This is a genomic window from Pantoea sp. SGAir0180 (assembly GCF_043546245.1).
This window is the reverse complement of sequence record NZ_CP028071.1, coordinates 3,118,668-3,144,339: the sequence shown is the minus strand read 5'-3', so window position 1 is coordinate 3,144,339 and position 25,672 is coordinate 3,118,668. Positions and strand designations below refer to the sequence as shown.

At 56.4% G+C, this 25,672-nt stretch carries 18 protein-coding genes; 10 read left to right on the top strand and 8 right to left on the bottom strand.

Annotated elements, in window-relative coordinates; all coding sequences use genetic code 11:
• Positions 1–15: 15 nt before the first annotated feature.
• From C1N58_RS14790 to C1N58_RS14775, 4 genes are read left to right on the top strand one after another with little or no spacing between them, the layout of a single operon-like run.
• On the top strand, positions 16–717 hold the full coding sequence (locus tag C1N58_RS14790) for a fimbrial biogenesis chaperone (RefSeq protein ID WP_394564285.1): 702 nt from the start codon (positions 16–18) through the stop codon (positions 715–717).
• Positions 714–3,236 (top strand): fimbria/pilus outer membrane usher protein, encoded by a 2,523-nt coding sequence (locus C1N58_RS14785; RefSeq protein ID WP_394564284.1) that lies wholly within the window; start codon positions 714–716, stop codon positions 3,234–3,236. The genes C1N58_RS14790 and C1N58_RS14785 overlap by 4 nt, the downstream gene beginning before the upstream one ends.
• 14 nt (positions 3,237–3,250) lie before the next feature.
• Positions 3,251–4,534, top strand: a complete 1,284-nt coding sequence (locus tag C1N58_RS14780) for a fimbrial protein (RefSeq protein WP_394564283.1) — start codon at positions 3,251–3,253, stop codon at positions 4,532–4,534.
• Position 4,535: 1 nt separating this feature from the next.
• On the top strand, positions 4,536–5,291 hold the full coding sequence (locus C1N58_RS14775) for a fimbrial biogenesis chaperone (protein ID WP_394564282.1): 756 nt from the start codon (positions 4,536–4,538) through the stop codon (positions 5,289–5,291).
• Positions 5,292–5,334: 43 nt separating this feature from the next.
• Here C1N58_RS14775 and C1N58_RS14770 read toward each other — a convergent pair whose 3' ends face one another.
• Complete coding sequence (locus C1N58_RS14770) at positions 5,335–6,336, bottom strand: zinc-binding alcohol dehydrogenase family protein (protein WP_394549925.1); 1,002 nt, start codon at positions 6,334–6,336, stop codon at positions 5,335–5,337.
• Between the two features lie 96 nt (positions 6,337–6,432).
• Between C1N58_RS14770 and C1N58_RS14765 the strand changes: the two genes are divergently transcribed.
• Positions 6,433–7,329: a LysR family transcriptional regulator gene (locus tag C1N58_RS14765; RefSeq protein WP_394564281.1), complete on the top strand. Its 897-nt coding sequence runs from the start codon at positions 6,433–6,435 to the stop codon at positions 7,327–7,329.
• A gap of 36 nt (positions 7,330–7,365) precedes the next feature.
• Here C1N58_RS14765 and ettA read toward each other — a convergent pair whose 3' ends face one another.
• Entirely contained in the window at positions 7,366–9,033 is a 1,668-nt protein-coding gene (ettA, locus tag C1N58_RS14760) for an energy-dependent translational throttle protein EttA (protein ID WP_006118292.1), read from the bottom strand.
• Positions 9,034–9,230: 197 nt separating this feature from the next.
• A complete protein-coding gene (gene deoR / locus C1N58_RS14755) occupies positions 9,231–9,995 on the bottom strand; it encodes a DNA-binding transcriptional repressor DeoR (RefSeq protein WP_033740198.1) in 765 nt (254 codons plus the stop codon).
• Between the two features lie 550 nt (positions 9,996–10,545).
• On the opposite strand from deoR, the gene C1N58_RS14750 reads away from it, so the two are divergent.
• The 5 genes from C1N58_RS14750 (at position 10,546) to C1N58_RS14730 (ending at position 19,093) form a co-directional block, all read left to right on the top strand.
• Entirely contained in the window at positions 10,546–12,132 is a 1,587-nt protein-coding gene (locus C1N58_RS14750) for a methyl-accepting chemotaxis protein (protein WP_394564280.1), read from the top strand.
• Between the two features lie 439 nt (positions 12,133–12,571).
• Positions 12,572–14,125: a pyridoxal phosphate-dependent decarboxylase family protein gene (locus tag C1N58_RS14745; RefSeq protein ID WP_054634526.1), complete on the top strand. Its 1,554-nt coding sequence runs from the start codon at positions 12,572–12,574 to the stop codon at positions 14,123–14,125.
• 10 nt (positions 14,126–14,135) lie between these two features.
• The gene (locus tag C1N58_RS14740) at positions 14,136–15,428 is read left to right on the top strand and encodes a lysine N(6)-hydroxylase/L-ornithine N(5)-oxygenase family protein (RefSeq protein WP_394564279.1); all 1,293 of its coding nucleotides are present in this window, start codon (positions 14,136–14,138) and stop codon (positions 15,426–15,428) included.
• A 1-nt stretch (position 15,429) separates the two neighbouring features.
• The gene (locus C1N58_RS14735) at positions 15,430–17,781 is read left to right on the top strand and encodes a GNAT family N-acetyltransferase (RefSeq protein WP_394564278.1); all 2,352 of its coding nucleotides are present in this window, start codon (positions 15,430–15,432) and stop codon (positions 17,779–17,781) included.
• 79 nt (positions 17,782–17,860) lie between these two features.
• Entirely contained in the window at positions 17,861–19,093 is a 1,233-nt protein-coding gene (locus C1N58_RS14730; RefSeq protein ID WP_394564890.1) for an MFS transporter, read from the top strand.
• 38 nt (positions 19,094–19,131) lie between these two features.
• Here the strand turns inward: C1N58_RS14730 and C1N58_RS14725 are convergent, their stop codons facing one another.
• The 5 genes from C1N58_RS14725 to urtB form a co-directional block, all read right to left on the bottom strand.
• Entirely contained in the window at positions 19,132–21,249 is a 2,118-nt protein-coding gene (locus C1N58_RS14725) for a TonB-dependent siderophore receptor (protein WP_394564277.1), read from the bottom strand.
• 288 nt (positions 21,250–21,537) lie between these two features.
• Positions 21,538–22,236, bottom strand: a complete 699-nt coding sequence (urtE, locus tag C1N58_RS14720; protein ID WP_325991656.1) for an urea ABC transporter ATP-binding subunit UrtE — start codon at positions 22,234–22,236, stop codon at positions 21,538–21,540.
• On the bottom strand, positions 22,237–23,028 hold the full coding sequence (gene urtD / locus C1N58_RS14715; RefSeq protein ID WP_394549918.1) for an urea ABC transporter ATP-binding protein UrtD: 792 nt from the start codon (positions 23,026–23,028) through the stop codon (positions 22,237–22,239).
• The gene (urtC, locus tag C1N58_RS14710) at positions 23,021–24,097 is read right to left on the bottom strand and encodes an urea ABC transporter permease subunit UrtC (protein WP_033740211.1); all 1,077 of its coding nucleotides are present in this window, start codon (positions 24,095–24,097) and stop codon (positions 23,021–23,023) included. The genes urtD and urtC overlap by 8 nt, the downstream gene beginning before the upstream one ends.
• The gene (gene urtB / locus C1N58_RS14705; RefSeq protein WP_394549917.1) at positions 24,097–25,662 is read right to left on the bottom strand and encodes an urea ABC transporter permease subunit UrtB; all 1,566 of its coding nucleotides are present in this window, start codon (positions 25,660–25,662) and stop codon (positions 24,097–24,099) included. The genes urtC and urtB overlap by 1 nt, the downstream gene beginning before the upstream one ends.
• Between the last annotated feature and the right edge of the window lie 10 nt (positions 25,663–25,672).

The window sequence follows — 25,672 nt, the reverse complement described above, 5'->3', positions numbered from 1 at the left end:
GGGCAGGAGAACCCTGTGTTGAAGTCTCTTCTTCTTCTTCTCTTTCTGGCCTTTTCAGCCATGTTTTGTCAGGCAAGCGTTGTATTAAATGGCACGCGTGTCATTGTAGACGGTGCGAAAAAAGAAAAAACGCTTCAGTTTACGAATACTGGCGATCAGCCAGCGCTGATTCAGATTCAGGCGATCAATCTCAATAATCATTCTGTCCCGCCTTTTGTGGCGTTGCCGCAAATATTCAGGATTGCTCCTGAGGCCGGCCAAACGGTAAAGCTCAACGTGACGGAGAATAATCTTCCTCAGGACAGAGAGTCACTGTTTTATATGGATTACACTGAGATTCCCTCGTTAAAAAAAGGGCTGGAGGATAAGAATAAACTCTATTTGATTATTAAGAACAGAGTAAAGGTTATCGTTCGCCCAAAGGGCCTGAATTTTTCCATGGATAACCTGAAGAATGCGCTCTCATACCATATTCAGGGGCATGACATCGTCTTCCGCAATGCCTCGCCCTTTTACGCCAATATTCGATCTTTTGCATTGGTCAAAGGGAATAACACCGTCCTTTGGGACGATGCTGTCACGCTGGCGCCGTTTAGTGAACAGCGCATCACGTTGCAAAACCGCTCAGCGCTCTCGGGATACGCGCTTAATGCCATCCTGATAAATGATTTCGGTGCCGACGAAAAAATCAACGTGAACGAAAAATCGCAGAAATGAATAGAGTCTCATTATTCTTATTGTTCGCTTTGAGTCTGCTTTTCCTCAGGGGCGGTCAGGCGGCTGAAGGTCAGGATGACTATCTGTTTGATCCTGCCTTAGTGCGCGAAATGCTGCCTGGACAGATTGCGATGCCTGACAGTGTGCAGGACGCCTGGTTCCAGCCCGGCCGCTATGATGTCGATCTTTATCTCAACGGTAAGTTTCAACGGTCCACGTCGGTTGATATCGTTCGCGCGGGCAGAGCGCTTTCGGTATGCCTGCCGTTGTCCTTTTATCAGGCCTTTGGCGTCAAGGCCCACTATCTCACTGCGCTCAAGGCGAAAGACTGTGCCAGACCCGATGCGCTTTTGACGGGCGCGTCAGTTAACGTGAATACGGGCAGCCTGCGTGTAGACGTTACCGTCCCACAGGCGATGCGGGTTCAGCGGCCCGTCGGCTATATCGCGCCCGAAAACCTGACGGCGGGCACGACCATGGGGTTCGTGAATTACAACCTGAACCAGTTCTATTCCGATTATAAAAATGCGCAGCGTTTCGAATCCACGTATCTGGGTATTAACAGTGGCATCAATGTCGGCATGTGGCGTTTTCGTCAACAGGGAAACTTTACGCATGACGAGGTCGGCAATCGCTGGCAAAGCGCCAGGGCCTGGGTACAACGTGCGCTGCCGTCATTACGAAGTGAGGCGGGCATAGGCGAGCTTTTCAGTAACGGCGATCTGTTTACGGCGGTCAGTTTCAACGGGGTCAGTCTGGACTCTGATGACCGTATGTTGCCGGATTCTGTTCGGGGTTATGCACCGCTGGTGCGCGGCGTGGCAAACAGCAATGCCCGCGTGACGGTCTGGCAGGGCAAGCAACGGATATATCAGACAACCGTGCCGCCAGGGCCGTTTACGATCAATGACCTGAGCCCGGTGAGCTATGGCGGCGATCTCAGCGTGGAGGTTCAGGAGTCTGACGGCAGCCTGCATCGTTTTAGCGTGCCGTATGCGGTCTTACCGCAGTCGCTGCGTCCAGGCCGGACAGACTACAACTTTGCCGCCGGTAAAGTCAGGGATTACAGCAAAGCCAACACCTTTACTGAGTTAACCGTCAGGCACGGCCTGAGCAATGCCATTACGCTGAACGGCGGCGTCAGGCTGGGCGAACGCTATCATGCCGTGCTGGCTGGCGGCGTCTGGGCTTCAGACATAGGGGCCGTGGGATTTAACAGCGCGTATTCCAGCGCGGTTCTGAACAGCGGTGAGTCGACCCAGGGATGGCGTTACGCACTGAGTTACAGTCGAACCTTTCAGCCCACGAATACCACTCTGACGTTTGCGGGCTACCAGTATTCCACCCAGGGTTACCGCGATCTCAACGACGTGATTGCACTGAATAATGCGGAAACACCGGGCCGCAACAGTATTACCAGCGAATATATGCAGCGTACCCGCCTGCAGATGACCCTGAATCAGACGCTGGGGCAGTGGGGCAACATCTATCTCTCCGGCTCGAAGCAAAATTACTATGACGGTCGCTCGCGGACGACACAGTTTCAGGTCGGTTATGGCACGGTGCTGCCCAAAAACATCGCACTGAATATTTCCCTGTCCCGCCAGTATTCGCGTAGAGCCTATGCCACCGATCCGCGCAGAGCTGTCATGGCTCAGTACGCAGACGAGACGTTTTATAAAGATACCCAGTTACAGGTCAGCGTCTCTGTGCCGCTGGGCACGGACGCCACTTCACCTTACCTGGCTCTGGGGGGATCCCGTGGAAGCCAGAACGGCAGTAATTACACAGCGTCGCTCAGCGGGCTGAGTGGTGAGAGCGGCACCAGCTACAGCCTGAATGTGAATCGCGATCAGCAGCAGCGTGACACGACAGTAAGCGGCAGCCTGGGCAAAACCTTTTCTGAGGCCAGCGTGACCGGTACTGCCTCGACCTCTTCACGGTTTAATCAGATGTCCGTTAACGCCATGGGGGCGGCGGTGATCCACAGCGGTGGTGTGACGTTAGGCCATTATCTGGGCGATACCTTCGCCCTCGTCGAGGCGAAAGGGGCCAGGGGCGCACGGATCCTGAACAGCCAGGGCAGTGAAATCGATCGCTTTGGCTATGCGCTGGTCCCTTCGCTCAACCCGTATCACTACAACACCATTACGCTGGGTGCCAGCGGCAGCGACGGTCATGTGGAAATTCAGGACAGCGAAAAAAGTGTCGCGCCTTATGCCGGTGCGATGGTGAAGGTGTCGTTCAGAACCTTACGCGGTTATCCCCTGATGCTGAAAACCCGCACGAATCGCGATGCTATGGTGCCTGTGGGCGCGGATCTGCTGGATGAGACGGGCAAGCGCGTGGGCACGTTTGGCCAGGGCGGCAATGCCTGGTTACGTGTGGCGAAAACCCAGGGCCGACTGAAAGCCGTCTGGGGTGACGATGCGCAATCGTCCTGTGTGATGGATTACCACATTCCTCAACCTGAACCTGACGCGGTGATGACCTACGCGGATGCCGTCTGTCGTTTTTAGATTCTAAGGTGTTAATGATGAAACGCGTTTTAGCGGTAATGACATTCTTTTTTTTGACCGCATGGCTCCCGGCTTACGCGACCTGCACCCGGGTCAACCCGGTCGATCAGGGCTGTGATGCCTGCGGTGCGCCACTTAACTTCGGCAATATCGCATTAATGAATCTGCGTTATCAGCCGGCCGGCACGGTGCTGGCCCGCTCGGTGTTCCGGGTCGTACCGGCTGTCAATAACAGCAATCCCGACCGTGTGTTGTACCAGTGTGATCTTGCCGATAAAGATCAGCTGTATGAGGTCTTCGCCACCAATGGCGACAGTAACGTTGGCGGCGCCTGGGACATGGGGGACAGTTATTTCCAGACCTACTTTCCCTATACCGCGTTAAAACTGGTTCACGTGCGCAGTGGCAGGCCCTTTACCCGTATCTGGCAAAAAGTACCGCTCACCCAGTATGAAATACAGGGAAATAAAATCCTGATCCGGGGACGCGACTTCAGCCCCATCAGTGCGGAGCTCATTCGTACCGACAGAAACAACCGCACGCCGGGTTACGGGTCGTGGGGCTGCCTCTGGGCGGCGGCCGATAATTACACTGGCTCCTACAGTTGCAACCAGCCCAATGGTTATGTGGTGTTTATGGGGCCGGGGATGAATGTGCCCGAAGCGGGTCAGGACAGTTGGAACCATTTTGAAACCTGGGGAACCGGACGTTACATGGCCTTTGGGATGAATACCGCGCCGGTCGCCACTCTGACGCAAAATATGACCCAGGGCTGCCGGGTGGAGAATTATACCGCAAACGTCCTTTTCCCCGGCATCAGCATCAATGCGCTCAATGAGGGCCAGGCGGTGACGGCGCCGCTCAGCATTACGCTGGCCTGTGCGAACGGAACCGAAAACCTCTCTGGCGTTCAGTCGGGTCAGCTGTCTCTGGGGTTTCAACCGAGCTACGCCGCGTGGCTGCAGGCGCAGCAGTTGGGACTGACGACGGGAGACGGTCTTTCGCGCTACCTGGTGTCCGATCATTACGACAGTTTACCGTCGCTGGCGAAAGGCGTGGGCATTGAGCTGGAAACGTCAGGTGGTCAGCCCGTCTCCTTTTTAAGCTGGAGCAGCTTCAGCGGGAGTGCGGGCTGGCGACCGGTGCTGGAGGACGCGCAGGTGATCAGCGGCAGCCAGCAGAATGACGAGAAACTGTATCAGCGTACTTTCAACGCCCGTCTTGCAAAGCTCCCGGGTAAAACGGTGACGGCGGGCCATGTTGATGCAACCGCATCTATCCTCATTCGGCTGCAATAAGATGAAAACGTTTCTTTGGTTATGTATGTGTATCGTGATTAACGCCCAGGCCGCGGTAATTCCGCAGCAAAGCCGACTGATCTTCCATCCCGGCGAGGTGCAAACCCCGTTACTGCTGGTTAACAGCGGCGACGCACCCGTGCTGATCCAGACCTGGGTCGACAGCGGCGCACCGGAAAAATCGCCGGGCAGTAAAGCCTTTCCTTTTGTCGCGCTTCCCGGCGTTTTTACGCTGAACAAAGATGAAAAAAAACAGATTACCGTTTTACGCACTGAGCTGGCCGCAACGCTGCCACAGGATCGGGAATCCCTTTACTGGCTCAATCTGTACGAAATCAGCGCCGTAAAAAAAGGAACGATACAGCCGGGCAGCGATAAGATCAGCATGGCGCTGAATACCCAACTTAAAGTGATCAACAGACCGTTTAAGAAGGCGATACCGTTTACGGCACGGGTGAACGCCGTCACCTTTCAGGTCAGGAAAATGCAGGGGCAGGTTTTCATTCGTGCCACCAACCGTAGTGGCTACTTTTTCACGCCGGGCAAAATGACCGTGCGGGCAGGCGGAAAAGGCTACACCGTTTATCTGGACGGGGATAAAACGCTCGCGCCTTTTTCCAGCAAAGAGTATCCCCTGATGGGAAACGCGTCGCCTTCCGCGGCGAGCCAGATCCTTGTTGATTACACGGCGCTGGACGATGAGGGGAACCCGCAGGCTTTTACCGCGCCTGTGGCTCCCTCCGAGGAAGCCCCGTGAAACGGGGCGAGCGGATGCCGCACGGACCGGCATCCGCAGGTGATCAGTAAACCATGACCACTTTGCCGCGCATATGGCCTTCCAGTACACGCTGGTGGGCCGCTTCCAGGGTTTCCACACTTAACCCGTGCAGGGTTTCACTCAGGGTGGTTTGCAGTTTTCCGTCATCTAACAGGCGGGCAACGCTATTCAGAATCTCACCCTGTTGCGCCATATCCGGCGTGGTGAACATGCTGCGAGTGTACATAAACTCAAAGTGCAGCGAGGCGCTCTTAAGCTTCAGTTGATCCATTGACAGCGGATGTTCGTTCTCGACGATGGTGCAGATATGACCCTGGGGCGCGATGAACTGGCTCATGGTTTCCCAGTGGCCGTCAGTGTCGTTAAGGCAGAAAATGTAGTCGACCTGCTTAATGCCGTGCTTTTCCAGCTCAGCGGGCATGTCTTTATAGTTGATCACCAGGTCGGCCCCGCGATCGCGGCACCACTGGGCAGAGTCTTCCCGTGACGCGGTGGCAATCACTTTCGCCTTGCTGCGCATTTTCGCCAGCGGAATCGCCAGAGAGCCTACACCGCCTGCGCCGCCAACGATCAACAGCGTTTGATCGTCACGCGCGGCTGCCATATCCAGTCGCTCGAACAAACCTTCCCAGGCGGTAAGCGCCGTTAAAGGAATCGCCGCAGAGGCCGCCCAGTCGAGCGTTTTCGGCTTATGGCCAGTGATACGGGAATCGACTAACTGTTCGGTGCTGTTACTGCCCGGGCGGGTAATATCGCCTGCATAGTACACTTCATCCCCGGGCTTGAAGCCCGTGACTTTGCTGCCGGTTTCCAGCACCACGCCGCTGGCATCCCAGCCGAGGATACGCGGCACCTGCAAACCATTTTTGATCGCGCCTTTATGCACCTTGGTATCCACCGGGTTGACCGAGGCGGCTTTTACCTGGACACGCAGGTCATACTCGCCGGGTACAGGCGTTTCCGGGAAAATTTCGGTGAAGTTTTTTGGGTTTTCGGGATCAACAGCAATCGCGCGGACAGACATAATTTATTCTCCTCTAGTGTTTCTTCAAGTGTAGAACCCCACCGCCAGGCTGATAAGATGGACAATAGTTATTAGAGTGTTCGTCTGAGGTGAACAATGGCGTTTCGTGAGTGGCAGGATATGGCGCTGTTTGCGCTGGTGGCGGAGTGCGGCAGCTTTACCGCTGCGGCAGAGCGGGCAGGTTTGCCCAAATCCAGCGTCAGTCAACGTATCAGCCAGCTTGAGCAGCGGCTGGGCATCCGGCTGTTAAACCGAACGACGCGCCAGCTTAACCTGACCTTTGCCGGGGAGCGTTATCTGCTGCACTGTCAGGAGATGATGCAGGCCAGCGAACGTGCCGAACAGGCGATTGCCAACCTGCGGGAAAATCCCAGCGGTCGCCTGCGCATCACCAGCCCGGCAGGCATTGGGGCAACCTTACTGGCGCGCTGTAACGCCGCGTTTTTACGGCGTTATCCTGATGTCACGCTGGACATTTCCGTTTCAGACGAGATTCGCGACCTGGTACAGGATGGCTTTGATCTTGCCTTACGCACCGGCCAGCCACAGGAATCGTCTCTGATTGGGCGACGTGTCGGGTACTGCGAGCGATTGCTGGTGGCCTCGCAGACTTATCTCGATCAGCATCCGCCGGTTACTCATCCGCAGCAGCTGGCTGAACATCGCTGTATCGCGCACCGCGCCTGGAACGAGTGGGTGCTTAAACGCGACAGTCAGTATCATCGCTGGCTGCTGCCGCCCGCGCACCTGACCGACAATTTGCTCTACGCCCGCGAATCGGCGCTGGGGCATGCCGGCATTACGCTACTGCCGCGTTTCTTAACGGACGGGGAGATGCGCGATGCGCGCCTGGTGCAGGTGTTACCGGAATGGACGGTTGAGGGAAACGAGCTGTGGCTGGTCTATCCCAGTCGTAAACTGAATTCGCCCGCGTTGATGAGGTTTATTGAATTTGCGTTGCAGTCGTCGGTGTTTCGCGACTTTTACCACTGAGGAAAAGAAAAGGGCGGCATTGCTGCCGCCCCTGAATCATTTGGCAATACGCTTGTACTTGATGCGCTTCGGCTCCAGCGCATCCGCGCCCAGCGTGCGTTTCTTGTACTCTTCGTATTCGGTAAAGTTACCTTCGAAGAACTCGATCTTCCCTTCATCCTGGTAGTCCAGAATGTGCGTCGCGATGCGGTCAAGGAACCAACGGTCATGCGAGATCACCATGGCACAGCCAGGGAATTCAAGCAGGGCGTTTTCCAGCGCGCGCAGGGTTTCAATGTCCAGGTCGTTGGTCGGTTCATCGAGCAGCAGCATGTTGCCGCCAACCTGCAGCAGTTTTGCCAGATGCAGGCGGCCCCGCTCACCACCGGATAACTCACCGACGCGTTTGCCCTGATCGACGCCTTTAAAGTTAAAGCGCCCGACATAGGCGCGGCTTGGCATTTCCGTGTTGCCGATACGCATGATGTCCTGGCCGCCGGAGACTTCTTCCCACACGGTTTTGGCGTTATCCATGCTGTCACGGAACTGATCGACAGAGGCCAGCTTCACGGTTTCACCCAGCACGATCTCACCGGAATCCGGTTGTTCCTGACCGGACATCATGCGGAACAGCGTGGATTTACCGGCCCCGTTCGGACCGATGATGCCAACGATGGCACCTTTCGGTACCGAGAACGACAGATCGTCAATCAGCACGCGGTCACCGTAGGATTTACGCAGGTGGCTGACTTCCAGCACCTTATCACCCAGGCGGGCACCCGGCGGAATAAACAGTTCGTTGGTTTCGTTACGTTTCTGGTAGTCGGTATTGTTCAGCTCTTCAAAGCGTGCCAGACGGGCTTTGCCTTTAGACTGCTGGCCTTTTGGCCCTTTACGTACCCACTCCAGCTCTTTCTCGATAGATTTACGACGGGCCGCTTCAGTCGAGGCTTCCTGTGCCAGACGGGCATCTTTCTGCTCCAGCCATGAAGAGTAGTTACCTTCCCACGGAATCCCCTCACCACGGTCGAGTTCCAGGATCCAGCCGGCAACGTTATCCAGGAAGTAACGGTCGTGGGTAATCGCGACCACGGTGCCTTCGAAGTCATGCAGGAAGCGTTCCAGCCAGGCGACCGATTCGGCGTCCAGGTGGTTCGTCGGTTCGTCCAGCAGCAGCATGTCTGGCTTTTCCAGCAGCAGGCGGCACAGCGCAACGCGGCGGCGTTCACCACCGGACAGGTTCGCGATTTTGGCGTCCCAGTCTGGCAGGCGCAGCGCATCGGCTGCACGTTCCAGCTGTGTGTTCAGGTTATGGCCGTCGTGTGCCTGAATGATCTCTTCCAGACGTCCCTGCTCAGCTGCCAGCTTGTCAAAATCCGCATCTTCTTCGGCGTAAAGCGCATAAACCTCATCAAGGCGTTTCAGCGCGCCAACCACTTCCGACAGCGCTTCTTCAACGGATTCACGCACGGTGTGCTCAAGGTTGAGCTGCGGTTCCTGCGGCAGGTAACCAATTTTGATACCGGGCTGTGGACGGGCTTCCCCTTCGATGTCTTTATCGATGCCTGCCATGATGCGCAGCAGCGTCGATTTACCGGCACCGTTCAGGCCGAGTACGCCAATTTTCGCACCGGGGAAGAAGCTGAGGGAGATGTTTTTCAGAATATGACGCTTTGGCGGTACCACTTTGCCAACGCGATGCATGCTATAGACGAATTGAGCCACGTTGTATTGAGCCTCTGGGTCTGTTTGTCGTTTGGATGATGTCGAAGTTTAGCCTTTTTCGCCGCCTAATCACAGCCGAGGGGATGGGATTATTCGATGGCGGCCGCGGGTTCAGAATAACTGTTTGATTTATGTCCGTTGTCAGACCGATCCGGCAAAGGGCAACGCGCATCAGAACGCCGGTGGACAGGCTGAAGTCAGGGCAGGCGCACGGGAATAGACTGTTGCGCTAACCACTGACTCAGCGTGGCATCTGGTGCGCTGTCGCTGACCAGCAGGTCGAAGCGTGAAAGTGCGCCAATGCGGGCCGGTAACACTTTCCCGTATTTGCTGCTGTCCGCCACCAGAATTCGCTGGCGGGCGCGCCGCATCGCGTGGTGTTTCATGGGCAGTTCATTGAGGTTATAGCAGGTCGCGCCCTGATCGTGGCTGACGCCTGCCGCAGAAATAAAGGCCAGGTCAGGGCACAGGTCATCCAGAATGCACTGTCCGCCCACCGGCGTGAATAAGGCGTTATCCGCATGGAATTCACCGCCGCTCAGGATGACATGGCAGGCGGGCTTTTCTTTTAACGCCAGAAAAGTATTCATGGCACAGCAGATGGCGGTGAAGGGCAGGGCATCCGGAATGGCATCCACTACATAGGGCAAGGTCGTCCCGCAGTCGAAAAAGACGGTATCGTTCTCCCCGATCAGACCTGCCGCCGCCTGCGCCAGCTGCTGTTTGCGGGTGGCGTTTTGCCCGTGCTGATCGGAGACAAAATAGTGACCGGGTTGGCTTCTGGGATCGCTGACGATATAGCCGCCGAGCAGGACGACGCTGGATGTCGGTTCGCTCAGATCCCGACGAATCGTCATCTCTGAGACGTCCAGCAACCGGGCGGCATCCTTCAGGTGAAGTTTATCGGTGCGCTTCAGTGCCAGAGCGAGTTTGCGCAGACGTTCGTCGCGGCGGGTTTCCATTGTCATCTCTGAACCTGTATTCCTTGAGGAGGACGTCATATGTCTGTTACACCGTGAAGGTGGCCGGTAACGGGGGCGTTCAACTCGCCCGTTTTCACTTCGTGACCTTTGATAAAGGCAAAAAAGAAGGCGTTGCATGCTCGACGCATCCGTTTTTTATCTTACCTGCAAAGCGATTATCCCGTAAATCGCTGGCATGCCACCCGGGGAACCGTACTGTAACCTGCAATAAGCCGATGTGTGATGTTGAAATTTTAACAATGTCTTTGCGCGATATCGGACGGTTTGTACCGCAGCGCAATATGCCAGTGCGCAGGTCGCACCGGTAATGCCCGCTGAGCAACCTCCGTTACAGGTCAAAGCGCACAGGCTGTGAAAGCGCAAGGCAAGATATTATGGGTCAAAATGTCGCTATTTGGGGGCTTTCTGTCACAAAAGTGTCACGTTATTTCCTCATCCGGCTCCATAAAGGTTGCTACCCGCCAGGACGATAATCAATGTGACGAAAGTCACGTTTGTTCTCCTATTTATTCACCAGGTAACAGTTTTTATGAAGCTCAATCGATTTAAAATTGGTCAAAGACTCGGTTTTCTTGCCACGTTGCTGCTGCTTGCAACCCTGTTGATGGGGGTGAACGGATTACGTGTTAACGGACAGGCTTTAGAGAACAGTCAGGCCGTTATGGCAAAGGAGATGCTCATTGCAGAAAGTATTGATACTGCGCGCAGCGCGCAGGTGCAGTTCAAAATACAAGTGCAGGAGTGGAAGAATATTCTGCTGCGTGGAACACAAGGACAAAATACATTTGATAAATATAAAACGGCCTTTTTGAATGAAAGCCAGAAAACGCAGCAATTATTGACCCGGCTCAGTCAGATTCAGGCCATGCTGAACCTGCCAGTTGCCCCGGTTGAGCAGGCGCGCGCGGCGCATGCCGGGCTGGAACGCCAGTACCTGACGGCGCTGAACAGCTCTGTTATCAACGACATCAGCAGCCCCGCGCGGGTCGATCATCAGGTAACGGGCATTGATCGTGCGCCCACCCAGCAAATCGATGCGCTGGTCACGTCGACCTTAGCGCGTGCGCAGGAAATGCATCGGGACATTGATGCGAGTAACCTTGCGCATTACCAACAAACGCGCCTGCTGTTGCTGATCGCAATGGGATGCATCCTGTTAGTGGGCGTGGGAATTACATGGTGGCTTATCCAGAGCATTACGCAACCGTTGAAACAGGCAATCACGATAGCCAAAACGGTAGCAGCGGGTGACCTGCGCGCCCATATTAGCGTCAGCGGATATGATGAAACGGCACAATTGATGGCCGCACTGCGCGATATGAATACGAGCCTGACACGCATTGTGATCGGTGTTCGCGGTGGAACAGAGGCCATTGCGGCCACGACAGATCAGGTGGCACATGGCAGCCGTGAGCTTTCTTCACGTAATGAAGCGCAAGCCAGTGCGCTGGAAGAAACGGCGGCGTCAATGGAACAACTGACCTCTGTTGTAAAAATCAATGCAGAAAATGCCCATCATGCCAGCATCATTGCACGTGATACGCGCCAGCGCGCCGATGATGGCGGTGAGGTGGTCGAAAAAGTGGTCATTGCCATGGAAGATATCCATCAGTTTTCACGCGAAATTAATGACATCGTTACGGTAATTGACGGCATTGCTTTCCAGACGAATATTTTGGCCCTTAACGCGGCGGTAGAAGCCGCCCGTGCTGGTAACGACGGACGCGGTTTTGCCGTTGTCGCTTCAGAGGTCCGTGCACTGGCGCAGCGTTCCGCTACGGCGGCCCGCGAGATTCGGGGACTCACGGATCGATCGGTGACGCTGGTTGCGCAAGGCAATTCACTTGTAAAAGGCGCGGGGGCATCCATGCAGGCGATCGTTGAGAGCGTAAAACAGCTGTGTACGCTCATGGAGAATATCTCTGCTGCCAGCGCTGAACAGAGTGCCGGTATTGAACAAGTCAATTTGGCGGTGACGCATATGGATGCCGCGACGCAGCAAAACGCAACCTTATCACAGCAGTCAGCCCAGTCCGCACGGGCATTAGACCAGCAGGTCAGCGCGCTGGTTGAGAACGTCAGTGTATTCAGGCTTGATGCCCAGACCGCAATGTAGAACCGTGCCGGGGCTGAGCCTCTGCATCCCGTCATCTGTATTTACATCTTGAAAACAGCACTTCCCTACGGCATCAGGCCGTGGGGAAGCCTGTTTTGTTAGCCTGGCGGCTCCTTTCGCCTACTTTTTGTGATCAAGATCACGTAAATAGATATTAGTTATACTTATGAGAATGGTTACACTTCCAAAAATTGAATGATAATGATTATTATTTATGTTGTCATTTTCGTTAATAATTACTCAGTAAATACAAATAAACCACACAAAATGTAGTTTTTTGGATTTTTGCGAACATAAATTCTCAATTTTTCAGGGCTGATGGGTTAGCTGTACCGGCTAAAGATTACCGAATCTGAACTGACACGTGCGGTCTGGCACGATCTGCTGCCCTTTTACCGGGGCGGCCAGGCGACTTACGTCTTAAACAAAGGAACAGGATATGGTGTTACGTAAGCAAACTCTGTCGGTCCCGCGCCGACATCTGTCTGAAGATATTCCTGCGGCTCAGGACGTCATCTTTAACGAGGCGCAGATTACGGCGTGGCAGCAGCAAACGCACGCGGCGCTGGCGCTGATCAGCAGCACGGTGCAGCGCGTGGAGAAGCCGTTCAGCGGAATCCTGCCCCATGAGCTGGCCCCGGCGTTCAGCGCCGTCGACCTTGATCAGCCTCTGGGCAGCAACGAAGCCGCGTTGGAAGAGCTGCGGTCACTTTACCTGCGCGATGCCGTCTGGTTTCATCACCCCAAATATGTCGCCCATCTTAACTGCCCGGTTGTGCTGCCCTCGCTGCTGGCAGAGCAGATCATGGCGGCGGTAAACAGCTCCGTCGATACCTGGGATCAAAGCGCGGGCGGCACGCTGATTGAGCAGAAGGTCATTGACTGGACGCTGGGCCGCATCGGCCTGCCTGCGAGCGCAGACGGCATCTTTACCAGTGGCGGTACGCAGTCCAACCTGATGGCGATGCTGCTGGCGCGGGACAGCTGGTGCGCCACGCACCATCCGGGTCACCTGATCAAGCATAAGGGGTTGCCGACGGAGGCCGCGAAATGGCGCGTGCTGACCTCCCGACTGAGTCATTTCAGTATTCAGAAGTCGATGGCAATTCTTGGCCTGGGCTACGATGCGGTGATTTCCGTGGATTACGACGAACACTACCGCATGGACAGCGTACAGCTTGAGCGCGAAATTGAGCACTGCCATGCGCAGGGCCTGATTCCCATCGCCGTCGTGGCCACCAGTGGCACCACCGATTTTGGCAGTATCGATCCGCTGAACGCTATCGCGGATCTGTGTCAGCAGTACGGCATCTGGATGCACGTCGATGCGGCTTACGGCTGTGGCCTGCTGGTATCTGAAACGCAGCGGCAGCGCCTCAGTGGTATCGAAAAAGCGGACTCGGTGACGGTGGATTACCACAAGTCATTTTTCCAGACCGTCAGCTGCGGGGCGTTTTTCGTGCGCGATAAACAGCACCTCAGCCATGTGACGCACCATGCCGATTACCTCAATCCGCTCAGCGCCCAGCAGGAAGGGACGCCAAACCTGGTCAACAAAAGTATTCAGACGACGCGCCGGTTTGACGCGCTGAAAATGTGGCTGACGTTGCGCATCATGGGCCCGGCGGCGCTGGGGGAAGCATTCGATACCATCCTGACGTTGACCGAGGCAACCCATCAGTTGCTGAAAGCCCATCCGTCTATTGAGGTGCTGCATGCGCCTGAACTGACCACACAAATCTTCCGTTTCGTACCCCGGCCTGACATGCGGGCCGCACAGCTGGATGCCATCAATGCCGGTATCCGCAAGGCGCTGTTCCGCTCGGGTAACGCGGTGATCGCCGGTACGAAAGTCGAGGGTCACCAGTACCTCAAATTTACCCTGCTGAATCCCACCACTACGGTGGCTGACATGGAAGACGTCATTGCCCTGATTGTCCATTACGGCCGGGAGCAGGCACGTGACCTGACTTTGCAAGCCGCTAACCAGTGAGAACGGTACGATGAACGACAACATTTATGACTTTATCGGAATTGGCATCGGTCCTTTCAATCTCAGCCTGGCCTGTCTGAGTGAACCTGTTGAAGGGCTGAATGGCCTCTTTCTGGATCAGAATCCGGGCTTTGACTGGCATACCGGCATGATGCTGGAAAGTGCGCATCTGCAAACGCCGTTTATGGCCGATTTGGTGACGCTGGCCGATCCCACCAGTCCTTACAGTCTGCTGAACTATATGAAGCAGAAAGGAAAACTGTATTCGTTCTATATCCGCGAAGACTTTTTCCTGATGCGTAAAGAGTACAACCAGTACTGTCAGTGGGCCTGTTCAAAGCTGAGTAACCTGCGCTGGAACACGCGCGTGGACTATGTGAGCTACGACGAAGCGTTGCAGTGCTACCGCGTGCGGGCAGTCGATACGGTCAGTGGGCAGCAGCAGGACTGGCTGACCCGCAGGCTGGTGTTAGGCACCGGTCCTGAAGCCTGGCTGCCTGCCTGCAGCCATCCATTCCGGTCGCGTTTTACGCACTCCAGTCAGTATCTGGCGAATAAGGCGGATTTGCAGAAAAAACCGTCCATTACCGTACTGGGTAGCGGGCAGAGCGCGGCAGAGATCTATTACGATCTGCTTACGGAGATCGATCGGTTTGGCTATCAGCTGAACTGGATAACCCGTGCGCCACGCTTTTATCCGCTGGAATATACCAAACTGACGCTGGAGATGACCTCGCCAGAATGGGTGGACTATTTCCACGCGCTGCCGGGTGAGAAACGCGATGTGCTGAATGCGCGCCACAAAAATCTCTATAAAGGCATCAACAGCACGCTGATCAACGCTATCTACGATCTGATGTACGTTAAGCAACTGGATGGCGCGCTGAACGTTAACCTGTTCACCCATTCAGAACTGACCGGAATGCGCGCATTACCCAACGGAGAGTTCGAGCTCGCGCTGCATCAGCAGGAGCAGGATTGTGCCTTTACCCGCCGTACGCACGGTCTGGTGATGGCAACGGGCTATCAGTATCGTCCGCCGATGTTTATTGAAGGCATCAGCCAGCGTCTGCGCTGGGACGAGAAGGGCCGTTACGACGTTCAGCGTAACTACAGCATTGATCGCCACAACCAGATCTTCGTGCAGAACGCGGAGCTGCACACGCACGGCTTCGTTACACCGGATCTGGGTATGGCCTGCTATCGCAATTCGGTGCTGCTGCGTGAAATCACCGGCAAAGAGATCTATCCCGTCGAACGGCAGATTGCCTTCCAGACTTTCCCGGCTCAATCGGAATCGTAATATGTCACAGTTAACGCTTTTCACTGCCGCCCGCCCGGCAGGCCAGTTTACCCTCCGCCCTATGCAGGCCGCTGACGCCACGCTGATTCATCGCTGGGTGACGCGCGACTATGCCCGCTTCTGGGGAATGCAGAATGACACACCAGAGCAGGTCGCCGACTTTTACCACCAGCTGACGGCCAGGGATCCGCATGCGGCGTTGATCGGCTGCTGCAATGGTGAACCGGCCTTCCTTGTCGAATGCTATCGCGCCCGCGAGGATGAAGTAGGTAAATACTATCCCGCTCAGCCGGACGACTACGGCATGCATATTCTGATCGCGCCCGCGGAAACCCCGGTCAGGGAATTTAGCTGGCAGGTCTTCAGCACCGTTATGGACTACCTGTTCAGCCGCCCCGAGGTCAGTCGCGTGGTGGTCGAACCGGATGTGCGCAACGACAAAATCCATCGCCTGAACAAACGTGCGGGTTTTCGCTACCAGCACACCATTGATATGGGCCACAAAACCGCCTGGCTCGCCTTCTGTCAGCGCGACGATTATCAACAGGCTTTACTGCAGGACTCACGAATGAATCACGCCACCTCACTGTTAACCGGTGCCCATCTCACCGGACCTCACTGGCTGCAGGTTAACCGTTTACTGATTCGTAAAGCGATTGCCGAATTCGCGCATGAAAAGCTGATCGTCCCCGACGAAATGCACCCAGGACGTTATCGCCTGGCCGTGCCGGGTGCCGAGGCAGAGTACCATTTTTCCGCTCAGCGTCTGGCGCTGGACCACTGGGATATCGACGTTGCCTCACTGGAAAAGCAGGAGAATGGTCGGGCGTTACCGCTGGATGCGCTGCAGTTTATTGAGGAGTTTAATGCGCAGATCGGCATTCCTCAGGCGCTGTTAGCCACCTACATGGAAGAGATCAGCAGCACCTTATGCAGCAGCGTATTTAAGTTGCAGAAGCAGAATCCAGACAGCCAGGCGCTGGTAAAAGCGGACTTCCAGACCGTGGAATCCTCCATGACGGAAGGGCATCCCTGCTTCGTCGCCAATAACGGCCGCATCGGCTTCGATGCGCGGGATTACCTGGCTTATGCTCCAGAGGCCGCCGCGCCGGTAAATCTCATCTGGGTAGCCGTGCACCGTCGTCATGCCCATTTCTCCAGCCTCAGCGCGCTGAGCTATACGCAGTTGCTGCAGGAGGAGCTAGGGCAGTCCATTCTGGATCGGTTCGCGGCTCAGCTGACAAGCCACGGGGTGGAACCCGAGGACTATATCTTTATGCCCGTGCATCCGTGGCAGTGGCAGAACAAGCTGCTGACGGTGTTTGCGGCGGATATTGCCAGTCGGGACATTATTTATCTGGGCATCGGTGATGACCAGTATCAGGCGCAGCAGTCGATTCGTACCTTCTTTAACCGCAGCCAGCCCCACAAGCGTTATGTGAAAACTGCCCTGTCGGTGCTCAACATGGGCTTTATGCGCGGCTTGTCGCCGTACTATATGGCGACCACGCCTGCGATTAATGAATGGCTGGAAACGCTGGTGGCAAACGACAGCTGGCTTCAGCGCTGCAACTTCCGCATCCTGCGCGAGGTGGCCGCCGTGGGCTATCACAACCGCCATTACGAACGTGCCATTAAGGGCGATTCCGCCTATAAGAAAATGTTTGCGGCCCTGTGGCGCGATAATCCGGTTCCTGATTTGCAGCCCGGCCAGCGCTTGATGACCATGGCGGCGTTCCTGCATGTTGATCATCATCAGCAGCCGTTACTGCCCGCACTGATCGCCGACTCAGGCCTGCCCGCGGCACAGTGGGTTGAACGTTACCTTAACTGTTACCTCAGTCCGCTGCTGCACTGCTTCTATCAACACGATCTGGTGTTTATGCCCCACGGCGAAAATCTGATCCTGCTGCTGGAAAACAATGTGCCGGTCAGCGCCTACATGAAAGACATTGGCGAAGAAATCGCCGTCATGAACCCGGAGGCGGTACTGCCGGAGAACGTCCAGCGTCTGGCGGTAGACGTGCCTGAAGAACTGAAGCTGTTGTCGATTTTTACCGACGTCTTTGACTGTATCTTCCGCTTTATCAGCGCGATTTTGCACCAGTCAGGTACGCTGCCCGAGAGTCAGTTCTGGCAGTTGGTGGCACAGTGCGTGAAGGATTATCAGCAGGCGCATCCGCAGCTGGCCAGTAAATTTGCCCGCTACGATATGTTTGCGCCCACCTTTACCCGCTCCTGTCTGAACCGCCTGCAGCTGGCCAATAATCAGCAGATGATCAACCTGTCCGATCCTGCCGAAAACCTCAAGTTTGCCGGCACGCTGGAGAATCCTGTCGCCCGGTGGCGTTAACGGGATCATCATCGCCTTTCCCATCAGCGCGGTCGCCCTGGCGGCCGCGTTTTTCTCGTTTTACTGGATAATACTGACGATGGCTCGTTTTCAACCTGTCTCGCGCCTGACGCGACGACATCTGTTATTTCCTTTATCGCTGGTGCTGTTTGAGTTTGCCACCTATCTCGCGCATGACATGATTCAGCCCGGCATGCTGCGGGTCACACAGGCTTTTCACGTGGGCCCGGAGTGGGTGGCCACCTCGTTGACCGCCTATCTGATGGGCGGGATGCTGTTACAGTGGCTCCTGGGGCCGCTGTCCGACAAGCTGGGCCGCCGTCCGGTCCTGCTGACCGGTGTTGCGTTTTTTATGCTGACCTGTCTGGCGACGCACTGGGTGCAGGGCATCGGGCCATTTATCCTGCTGCGCTTTCTGCAGGGCATCAGCCTGTGCTTTATCGGTGCGGTGGGCTATGCCGCCATTCAGGAGGCTTTTGACGAGGCACTCAGCGTAAAGATGATGGCGCTGATGGCGAACGTTGCGCTGCTGGCTCCGCTGGCCGGGCCGCTGGCGGGTACGGCGTTTCTGGCCGTCGCAGACTGGCGCACACTGTTTCTGTTTTTCGCTGCTCTGGCCGCGCTGTCGCTCATTGGCCTGGGCCTGTCGATGCCGGAAACCGCCGGTGACAGACGCACCTCCGTATCGCTGCCGTCGCTGGCGGCGGGCTATTATGCGTTACTAAAAGACCGCCAGGTGATGTGCGGTTCGCTGGCTATTGGCCTGGTGACGATTCCCTGCCTGACATGGGTCGCGCTTTCGCCTGTTATCCTGATCCACGGTCTGGGCCTGAGCCGACTGGATTACGCGCTGCTTCAACTGCCGGTCTTTATGGCAATGATTGCCGGGAATCTCACGCTGGGACGACTGGCCAGCCGTCTCTCCGTCGAGCAGCCGTTACGGTTGGGGGCCTGGCCTGTGGTTACAGGGCTTTTAATCGCTGCGCTGAGCACGTTATGGCAGGCGGACAGCTACATTGGGCTCACGGCAGGCCTCAGCCTGTACGGCTTCGGCAGCGGGATGGTCAATGCCGGACTGTACCGACTGACGTTATTTTCCAGTCAGGCAGGGAAGGGCAGCGTGGCAGCGATGCTGGGCATGGTCAGTATGGTGGTCTTTGCTTTTGGGATTGAGGCAGGCAAAGCGGCCTATTTTCATGGCGGTACCGCAGGCTTCAGCCTGTTGAATCTGATCTGTGGTGTGCTGTGGCTGTGGCTGGTACGTGTTTTTCTGCGAGAAAAACAGCGGCGATATTGCGCCGCTGTGGCATAAGCGGTGACAGGCGGCACGGATTGCCGCCCTGGCAGGGATCAGAAATCGTAGCCGACGGTCGCCACCACGGTGCGCTCTGCGCCCCAGTAGCAGAAGCCCGTGCCATAGCAGGCAGAAACGTAGTCGCGATCGGTCAGGTTATTGGCATTAAGCTGCACAAACGCGCCTTTGAGGCTGCTGTTCCAGGCACCCAAATCAGCGCGGACCGAGGCGTCAAACAGCGTAGCGGAAGGCAGACGTGTGATGTTCTCATTGTCTGCCCACTGCCGACCAATGTAACGCACGCCAGCACCGACGCTGATTCCCGCATCAAACTGGTATTTCGCCCAGGCAGACGCCATCGAGTCAGGCGTCACGTAAGGCGTGTGGCCGTTATTGCCGTCAATGGAATCTTTGAAGCGCACATGGTTCACCGTCACGCTCGCCAGCGTGCTCAGTCGCGGGGTGAGCTGATTATGCGCTTCCAGTTCGAGGCCCTGAGAGTGCACTTTGCCAGCCGGTTCATAATAGGAGCCTACTACCACGCGGTTACCGACATCATTCTGTGTCAGGTCGTAGATCGCGGCGGAGTAGAGATCGGACGTGCCCACGGGCTGGTACTTAATGCCGGTCTCATACTGCTCCGAGGTCGTTGGCTTCAGCAGGTTGCCATCCCGTCCGGAAAGGGACTGTGGCGTAATCGCCTGGCTGTAGCTGACGTAGGGCGAAATCCCGTTATCAAAGGCATACAGCAGCGCCGCCCGGCCACTGACGTGATCATCCTGACGACGATATTGGGTATCGGTGCTGTACTGGCGGTTTTCAGACACGATGCGATCGTAGCGGCCTGAGAGATCCAGATGCCATTTGTCCCATTTCAGCTCATCCTGCAGGTACACGCCGGTTTGATAGTAACGACGCTGTGAATTTGTAAACACGTAAGCCGGATTCACGCCCACGGCCTGACCTGTCAGCGCATTGAGTGAACTGGCTGGGCCGCTGGCATCCCGTAAATCGTTCGTGTACTGATGGTATTCCGCACCCAGCACCACCTTGTGATCCACCGGACCGGTATCAAAGTCGGCTTCCAGCTGGTTATCAATCGCGTACGCCTGCAGCGACGAACGCGAGCCGGAATAGTAGCGATTGAGCAGTTCGGACTGCGGTGATGCCCAGCCAATCTGATAAACCTGATCCAGATCGACATTGGAATGGGAGTAACTGGCATTCGAGCGAAACGCCCAGGTTTCATTAAAGCGGTGAGCGAATTCCGCGCTGTAAATTTGCTCCCGCCGCTTAAACTGATCCAGCGCGCTGTCGCCATCATAGAAACCGGTGCTGAGCTTACGCCCGTTATGTTCGGTGATGCTGCCGTCCCCTGGCACGGCACTGTGATAGCCGCCGGACGGATCTTTTTGCAGATAAGCGCGCAGCAGGAGTGACGTATCCTCATCAGGTTGCCACAGCAGTGAAGGCGAAATCGCATATTTTTCTTCGCGTGTATGATCGTACTGCGTATCACTGTTGCGTGTTATGCCGGTCAGGCGAAACGCCCACTGATCGTTGATGGCATTGGTGTAATCAAACGCAGCGCTGTTGGTGTTATGGTTGCCGGTAGACAAACGGAAATGTCCCTCAGGCGCATACTGCGGACGTCTGGAGCTTTCGATCACTAAACCACCCGGCACCGTCTGTCCATACAGGGCAGAAGAGGGGCCTTTAATCACATCAATACGGTCGAGGAACCAGGGATCGACCTGCAGCACGTTATAGCTGCCGGGATCGCTCATCAGGCGCAGACCGTCCAGGAAAATGTTATCGACATCGCCGCCGTGGAAGCCGCGCAGAGAGACCGTGTCGTAGCGGGTGGCTGCGCCAGCGAAGTTCGTGAAGGCACCGGCGGTGTAGTTAAGCGCCTGATTCACATCCATTGCGCCCTGATCGGCCATTTGCTGGCGCGTCACGACCGAAACGGACTGACCGGTGGTGATCAAAGGACGATCGGTTTTGGTTGCCCCTTTACTGACGGTCGCCGTGTAGCCTTCGGTGGGCGTGGTCGACGTTTCTTCCGGCTTTGCTGTCACCACCAGCGTATCGGCGGCAAAGGAGACCGCAGGGGCGGCAATGGCGATGGAACACAGTAGCGCTAACCGTTTCGGGCCAAAAGGCATTCTCATTGTTTATCCCTTACAAAGGCAAATACAACGCGCCCGGTAGAAGAAAGGCGCAGAAAGTCATGTGACAAAGGTGTTATGCATATTGAATGCAAATGAGAATTATTATACTTACTGTTATTTATTACAAGATGTCTTGTGCGTTATTACACAAGAATTTAACGACGGAAAAGAAACGGGCCGGTCACGGATGCGTACCGTGGGCGTGCATGGCTCAGGTGGGAAGAAAGCGCAGGGTGCCGCGATCCAGGCAGGTCAGCCTGCGCGCCGACCTGCCTGACAGGAGGAGAATCAGATGGCGACCAGGCTCCGCACGTTATCCGTTTCCATCTCTTCACCGCGCCCGCGCTGGATAATTTCACCGCGCGACATGACCAGATAGCGGTCGGCCAGGTCCGCGGCAAAATCATAAAACTGCTCGACCAGCAGAATCGCCATGTCGCCGCGCTGTGCCAGTTGGCGGATCACCAGGCCAATCTCTTTGATCACTGAAGGCTGAATCCCTTCGGTAGGCTCGTCGAGGATCAGCAACTGTGGACGGCTGGCCAGCGCCCGGCCAATGGCCAACTGCTGTTGCTGGCCGCCGGACAGATCGCCGCCCCGGCGGGATTTCATATCGAACAATACCGGAAACAGCTGGTAAATCTCTTCAGGCACCTGCTTTGCCTGCGAGGATGAGAAGCGTGACAGACCCATCAGCAGATTCTCTTCAACCGTCAGACGCGGAAAAATCTCCCGCCCCTGCGGCACGTAAGCCATGCCGGCCTGCACGCGCTGGTGGGGCTTTCGCCCGTTGATGATATTGTCCTGCCAGCACACCTCGCCCGATTTAGCCGGTATTAAGCCCATCAGGCATTTCAGCAGCGTGGTTTTCCCCACACCGTTGCGGCCGAGCAGGCAGGTGACTTCACCCTGTTTAACCTCAAAAGACAGGCCACGCAGAATGTGGCTGCCGCCATAATACTGATGCAGTTCAGATACCTGTAACATTTAGCGCCCCAAATAAACGTCAATGACCTGCTCGTTGGCCTGTACCTCGCGCAGGGAACCTTCTGCCAGTACGGCTCCCTGATGCAAAACGGTGACGTGATCGGCAATAGTTTCCACGAAGCCCATATCGTGCTCAACCACCATAAGTGAATGCTTGCCCGCCAGACTGCGAAACAGTTCTGCGGTGTAGTCAGTTTCCGCATCGGTCATGCCCGCAGCGGGCTCATCAAGCAGCAGCAGGTGCGGTTCCTGCACCAGCAGCATGCCGATTTCAAGAAATTGCTTTTGGCCATGCGACAGCAGACCTGCCGTTCGCTGGCGGGCGGCGCTAAGCCGCAGCAGCGTCAGGATCTCATCGATCCGATCCCGTTGCGCGCTGTCAAGGCGCGCACGCAGGCTGGCCCAGACGGTTTTGGTGGTTTTCAGGGCAATCTCCAGATTCTCAAATACCGTCAGCGCTTCAAACACTGTCGGCTTCTGAAATTTGCGCCCAATTCCGCTACGGGCAATCTCCACCGGAGACAGGGCGATGAGGTTTTTATCCTGATCGTAAATGACCTGCCCTGTGTCGGGACGCGTTTTGCCGGTAATAACGTCCATCAGCGTAGTTTTACCTGCGCCATTAGGGCCAATGATGCAGCGCAGTTCACCGACGCCAATCTGTAAAGAGAGATTGTTAAGCGCACGAAACCCCTCAAAGGTTACGGTGATGTTAGCCAACTGCAGGACCGGATCGCGCTGGGCACGATAACGATCGGCTGGCAGAGTTTGGGTGAACAGGGTCTCAGTCATCTTTTCTCCGGCGCAGTAAACCCATCACGCCACGCGGCAGAAACAGCGTGACCAAAATAAACATCATCCCCAGGAAAAACAGCCAGTACTCCGGAAAAGCCACGGTGAAGACGCTTTTCGCGCCGTTGACGATGGCGGCCCCGAGCAACGGACCGATAAGCGTACCGCGCCCGCCAAGTGCGACCCAGATAGCGGCTTCAATGGAGTTGGTCGGGGACATTTCACTGGGGTTAATAATGCCAACCTGGGGCACATAGAGCGCGCCTGCCAGGCCACATAGCATGGCCGAGAGGGTCCAGACGAACAGCTTAAAACCCCGGGGATCGTAACCGCAGAACATCAGGCGGTTTTCGGCATCCCGAACAGCGGTCAGCACCCGGCCAAATTTACTGCGGGCCAGCGCGAAGCCCAGCACCAGGCTTGCTAACAGCAGCATGACGGTAGCAATAAACAAGCCGATGCGCGTGTTGGTTGAGGTCACACTAAAGCCCAGCAGGGTCGTAAAACCGGTAAAGCCGTTGTTACCGCCAAAACCGGTTTCGTTGCGAAAGAACAGCAGCATGCCGGCATAGGTCAGCGCCTGGGTCATGATTGAGAAATACACGCCTTTGATTTTCGAGCGGAAGGCAAAAAAACCAAACACCAGCGCCAGCAGGCCCGGCACGAGGACAATCAGACACAGCGCCCAGGCGAAATGCTGCGTGCCTGCCCAAAACCACGGCAGCCGATCCCAGGACAGGAAGGTCATAAACGCGGGCAGGCTGTCCCCGGAGGCCTGGCGCATCAGGTACATGCCCATCGCATAGCCGCCCAGCGCAAAAAACAGGCCATGCCCCAGAGAAAGTAAGCCCGCATAACCCCACACCAGATCCAGCGCCACCGCGACCACGGCGTAGCACAGAATTTTACCGACCAGCGTTAAGGTATAGGTGGAGATCGCCAGCGGATGCGAGGCGGGCAGCAGTGCCAGGAACGGCATGATCAGCAGCAGCAGCGTAACGACTGCGCCAATGCCCAGCGTCAGGCGCGGTGCCTGACGCGTCAGACGTAAGGTGAGAGGTTGCGTCATCAGTCAGTCACCCTTCCTTTCACGGCAAACAGTCCCTGCGGACGTTTCTGAATAAACAGCACGATCAACACCAGAATAAGGATTTTCCCCAATACGGCCCCCATCTGAGGCTCCAGCACTTTGTTGAGAATGCCCAGTCCCAGTGCGGCGACCACGGTTCCGGCAAGCTGGCCGACGCCGCCCAGCACCACTACCAGGAAAGAATCGATGATGTAGCCCTGGCCCAGTTCTGGCCCGACATTGCCTAACTGCGACAGAGCGACGCCGCCCAGCCCCGCGATACCGGAACCCAGACCAAATGCCAGCATGTCCACGCGGCCCGTCGGCACGCCACAGCAGTCGGCCATGGCCCGGTTTTGGGTGACGGCGCGCACGTTCATCCCCAGCCGCGTACGGTTGAGGAGCAGCCAGGTTAGTATCAGCACAAACACCACGAACAGGATGACTGCAATGCGGTTCCAGGGCAGAACCAGATTGGGCAGCACCTGCAATCCGCCCGACAGCCAGGCGGGATTGGCGACCTCCAGGTTCTGCGCACCAAACAGCATACGCACCAGCTGAATCAGCATCAGGCTGATGCCCCAGGTCGCGAGCAGGGTTTCCAGTGGGCGGCCATACAAATGGCGAATGATGGTGCGCTCCAGCGCCATTCCAATGGCTGCCGTCATCAGAAACGCGACCGGCAGCGCCAGCAGCGGATACCAGGCGATATACTGCGGTGCAAACTGCTGGAACAGGTTTTGTACCAGCCAGGTGGCATACGCGCCCAGCATCAGCATTTCACCGTGCGCCATATTGATCACCCCCAGCAGACCGTAGGTGATGGCCAGGCCCAGCGCGGCCAGCAGCAGGATCGATCCCAGCGAGAGCCCGCTGAATGCCTGCCCCAGCAGATCGCCCCACATCAGGCGACTTTTCATCTGCTTCAGGCTGTCTGCCGCTGCCTCTCGCACCGTTTCATCGGGCTCGGCTGCGGGCTGCGTCAGGCGCTGCAGGCTGGCCTGAGTATTAGGATCGCTGGATTCGCCCAGCAGTTTGACCGCTCGCAGCCGCACTATCGGCTGCGGGCTGGTCAGCTGCAGACTGGCCGCCGTCATGGCCAGCGCAGCATGAACCTGAGGATCCGTTTCAACACTGAGGCGTTTCTCTATGAGCGGAAGCAGGTCAGCGGCCGCGTCGTTTTGTAACTGCTGCGCCGCGCGCAGGCGCACGCCGGCATCAGGGCTTACCAGCTGATGGGCGGCGAGAGCACTGGCGACCAGTACACGCAGGCGGTTGTTCATAAACAGCTTTTTAACGTCGCCGTTGGGCTGTGCGGCGTCATCCAGTGGCTGAAGCGTATTCCCGGTTTTACTAAAGGGATGGTGGTTCTGATCCGTTACGACGGTTTCGGCTTTTAACGCTTCCAGCAAGGGTAAACGGCGGGCATCTGGCGCAGCGGCCCACTGTTGCAGCAGATCGGCCTGCTGAGTTCGGCTGGCGGCGGCAAAATCCGTAGCGGGTCCGGCGCTGGCAAACAGCGGCAGAAGCAGCAATAACGCTAAAAAATTCAGGCGAAGCATCATGGTGAGCCTC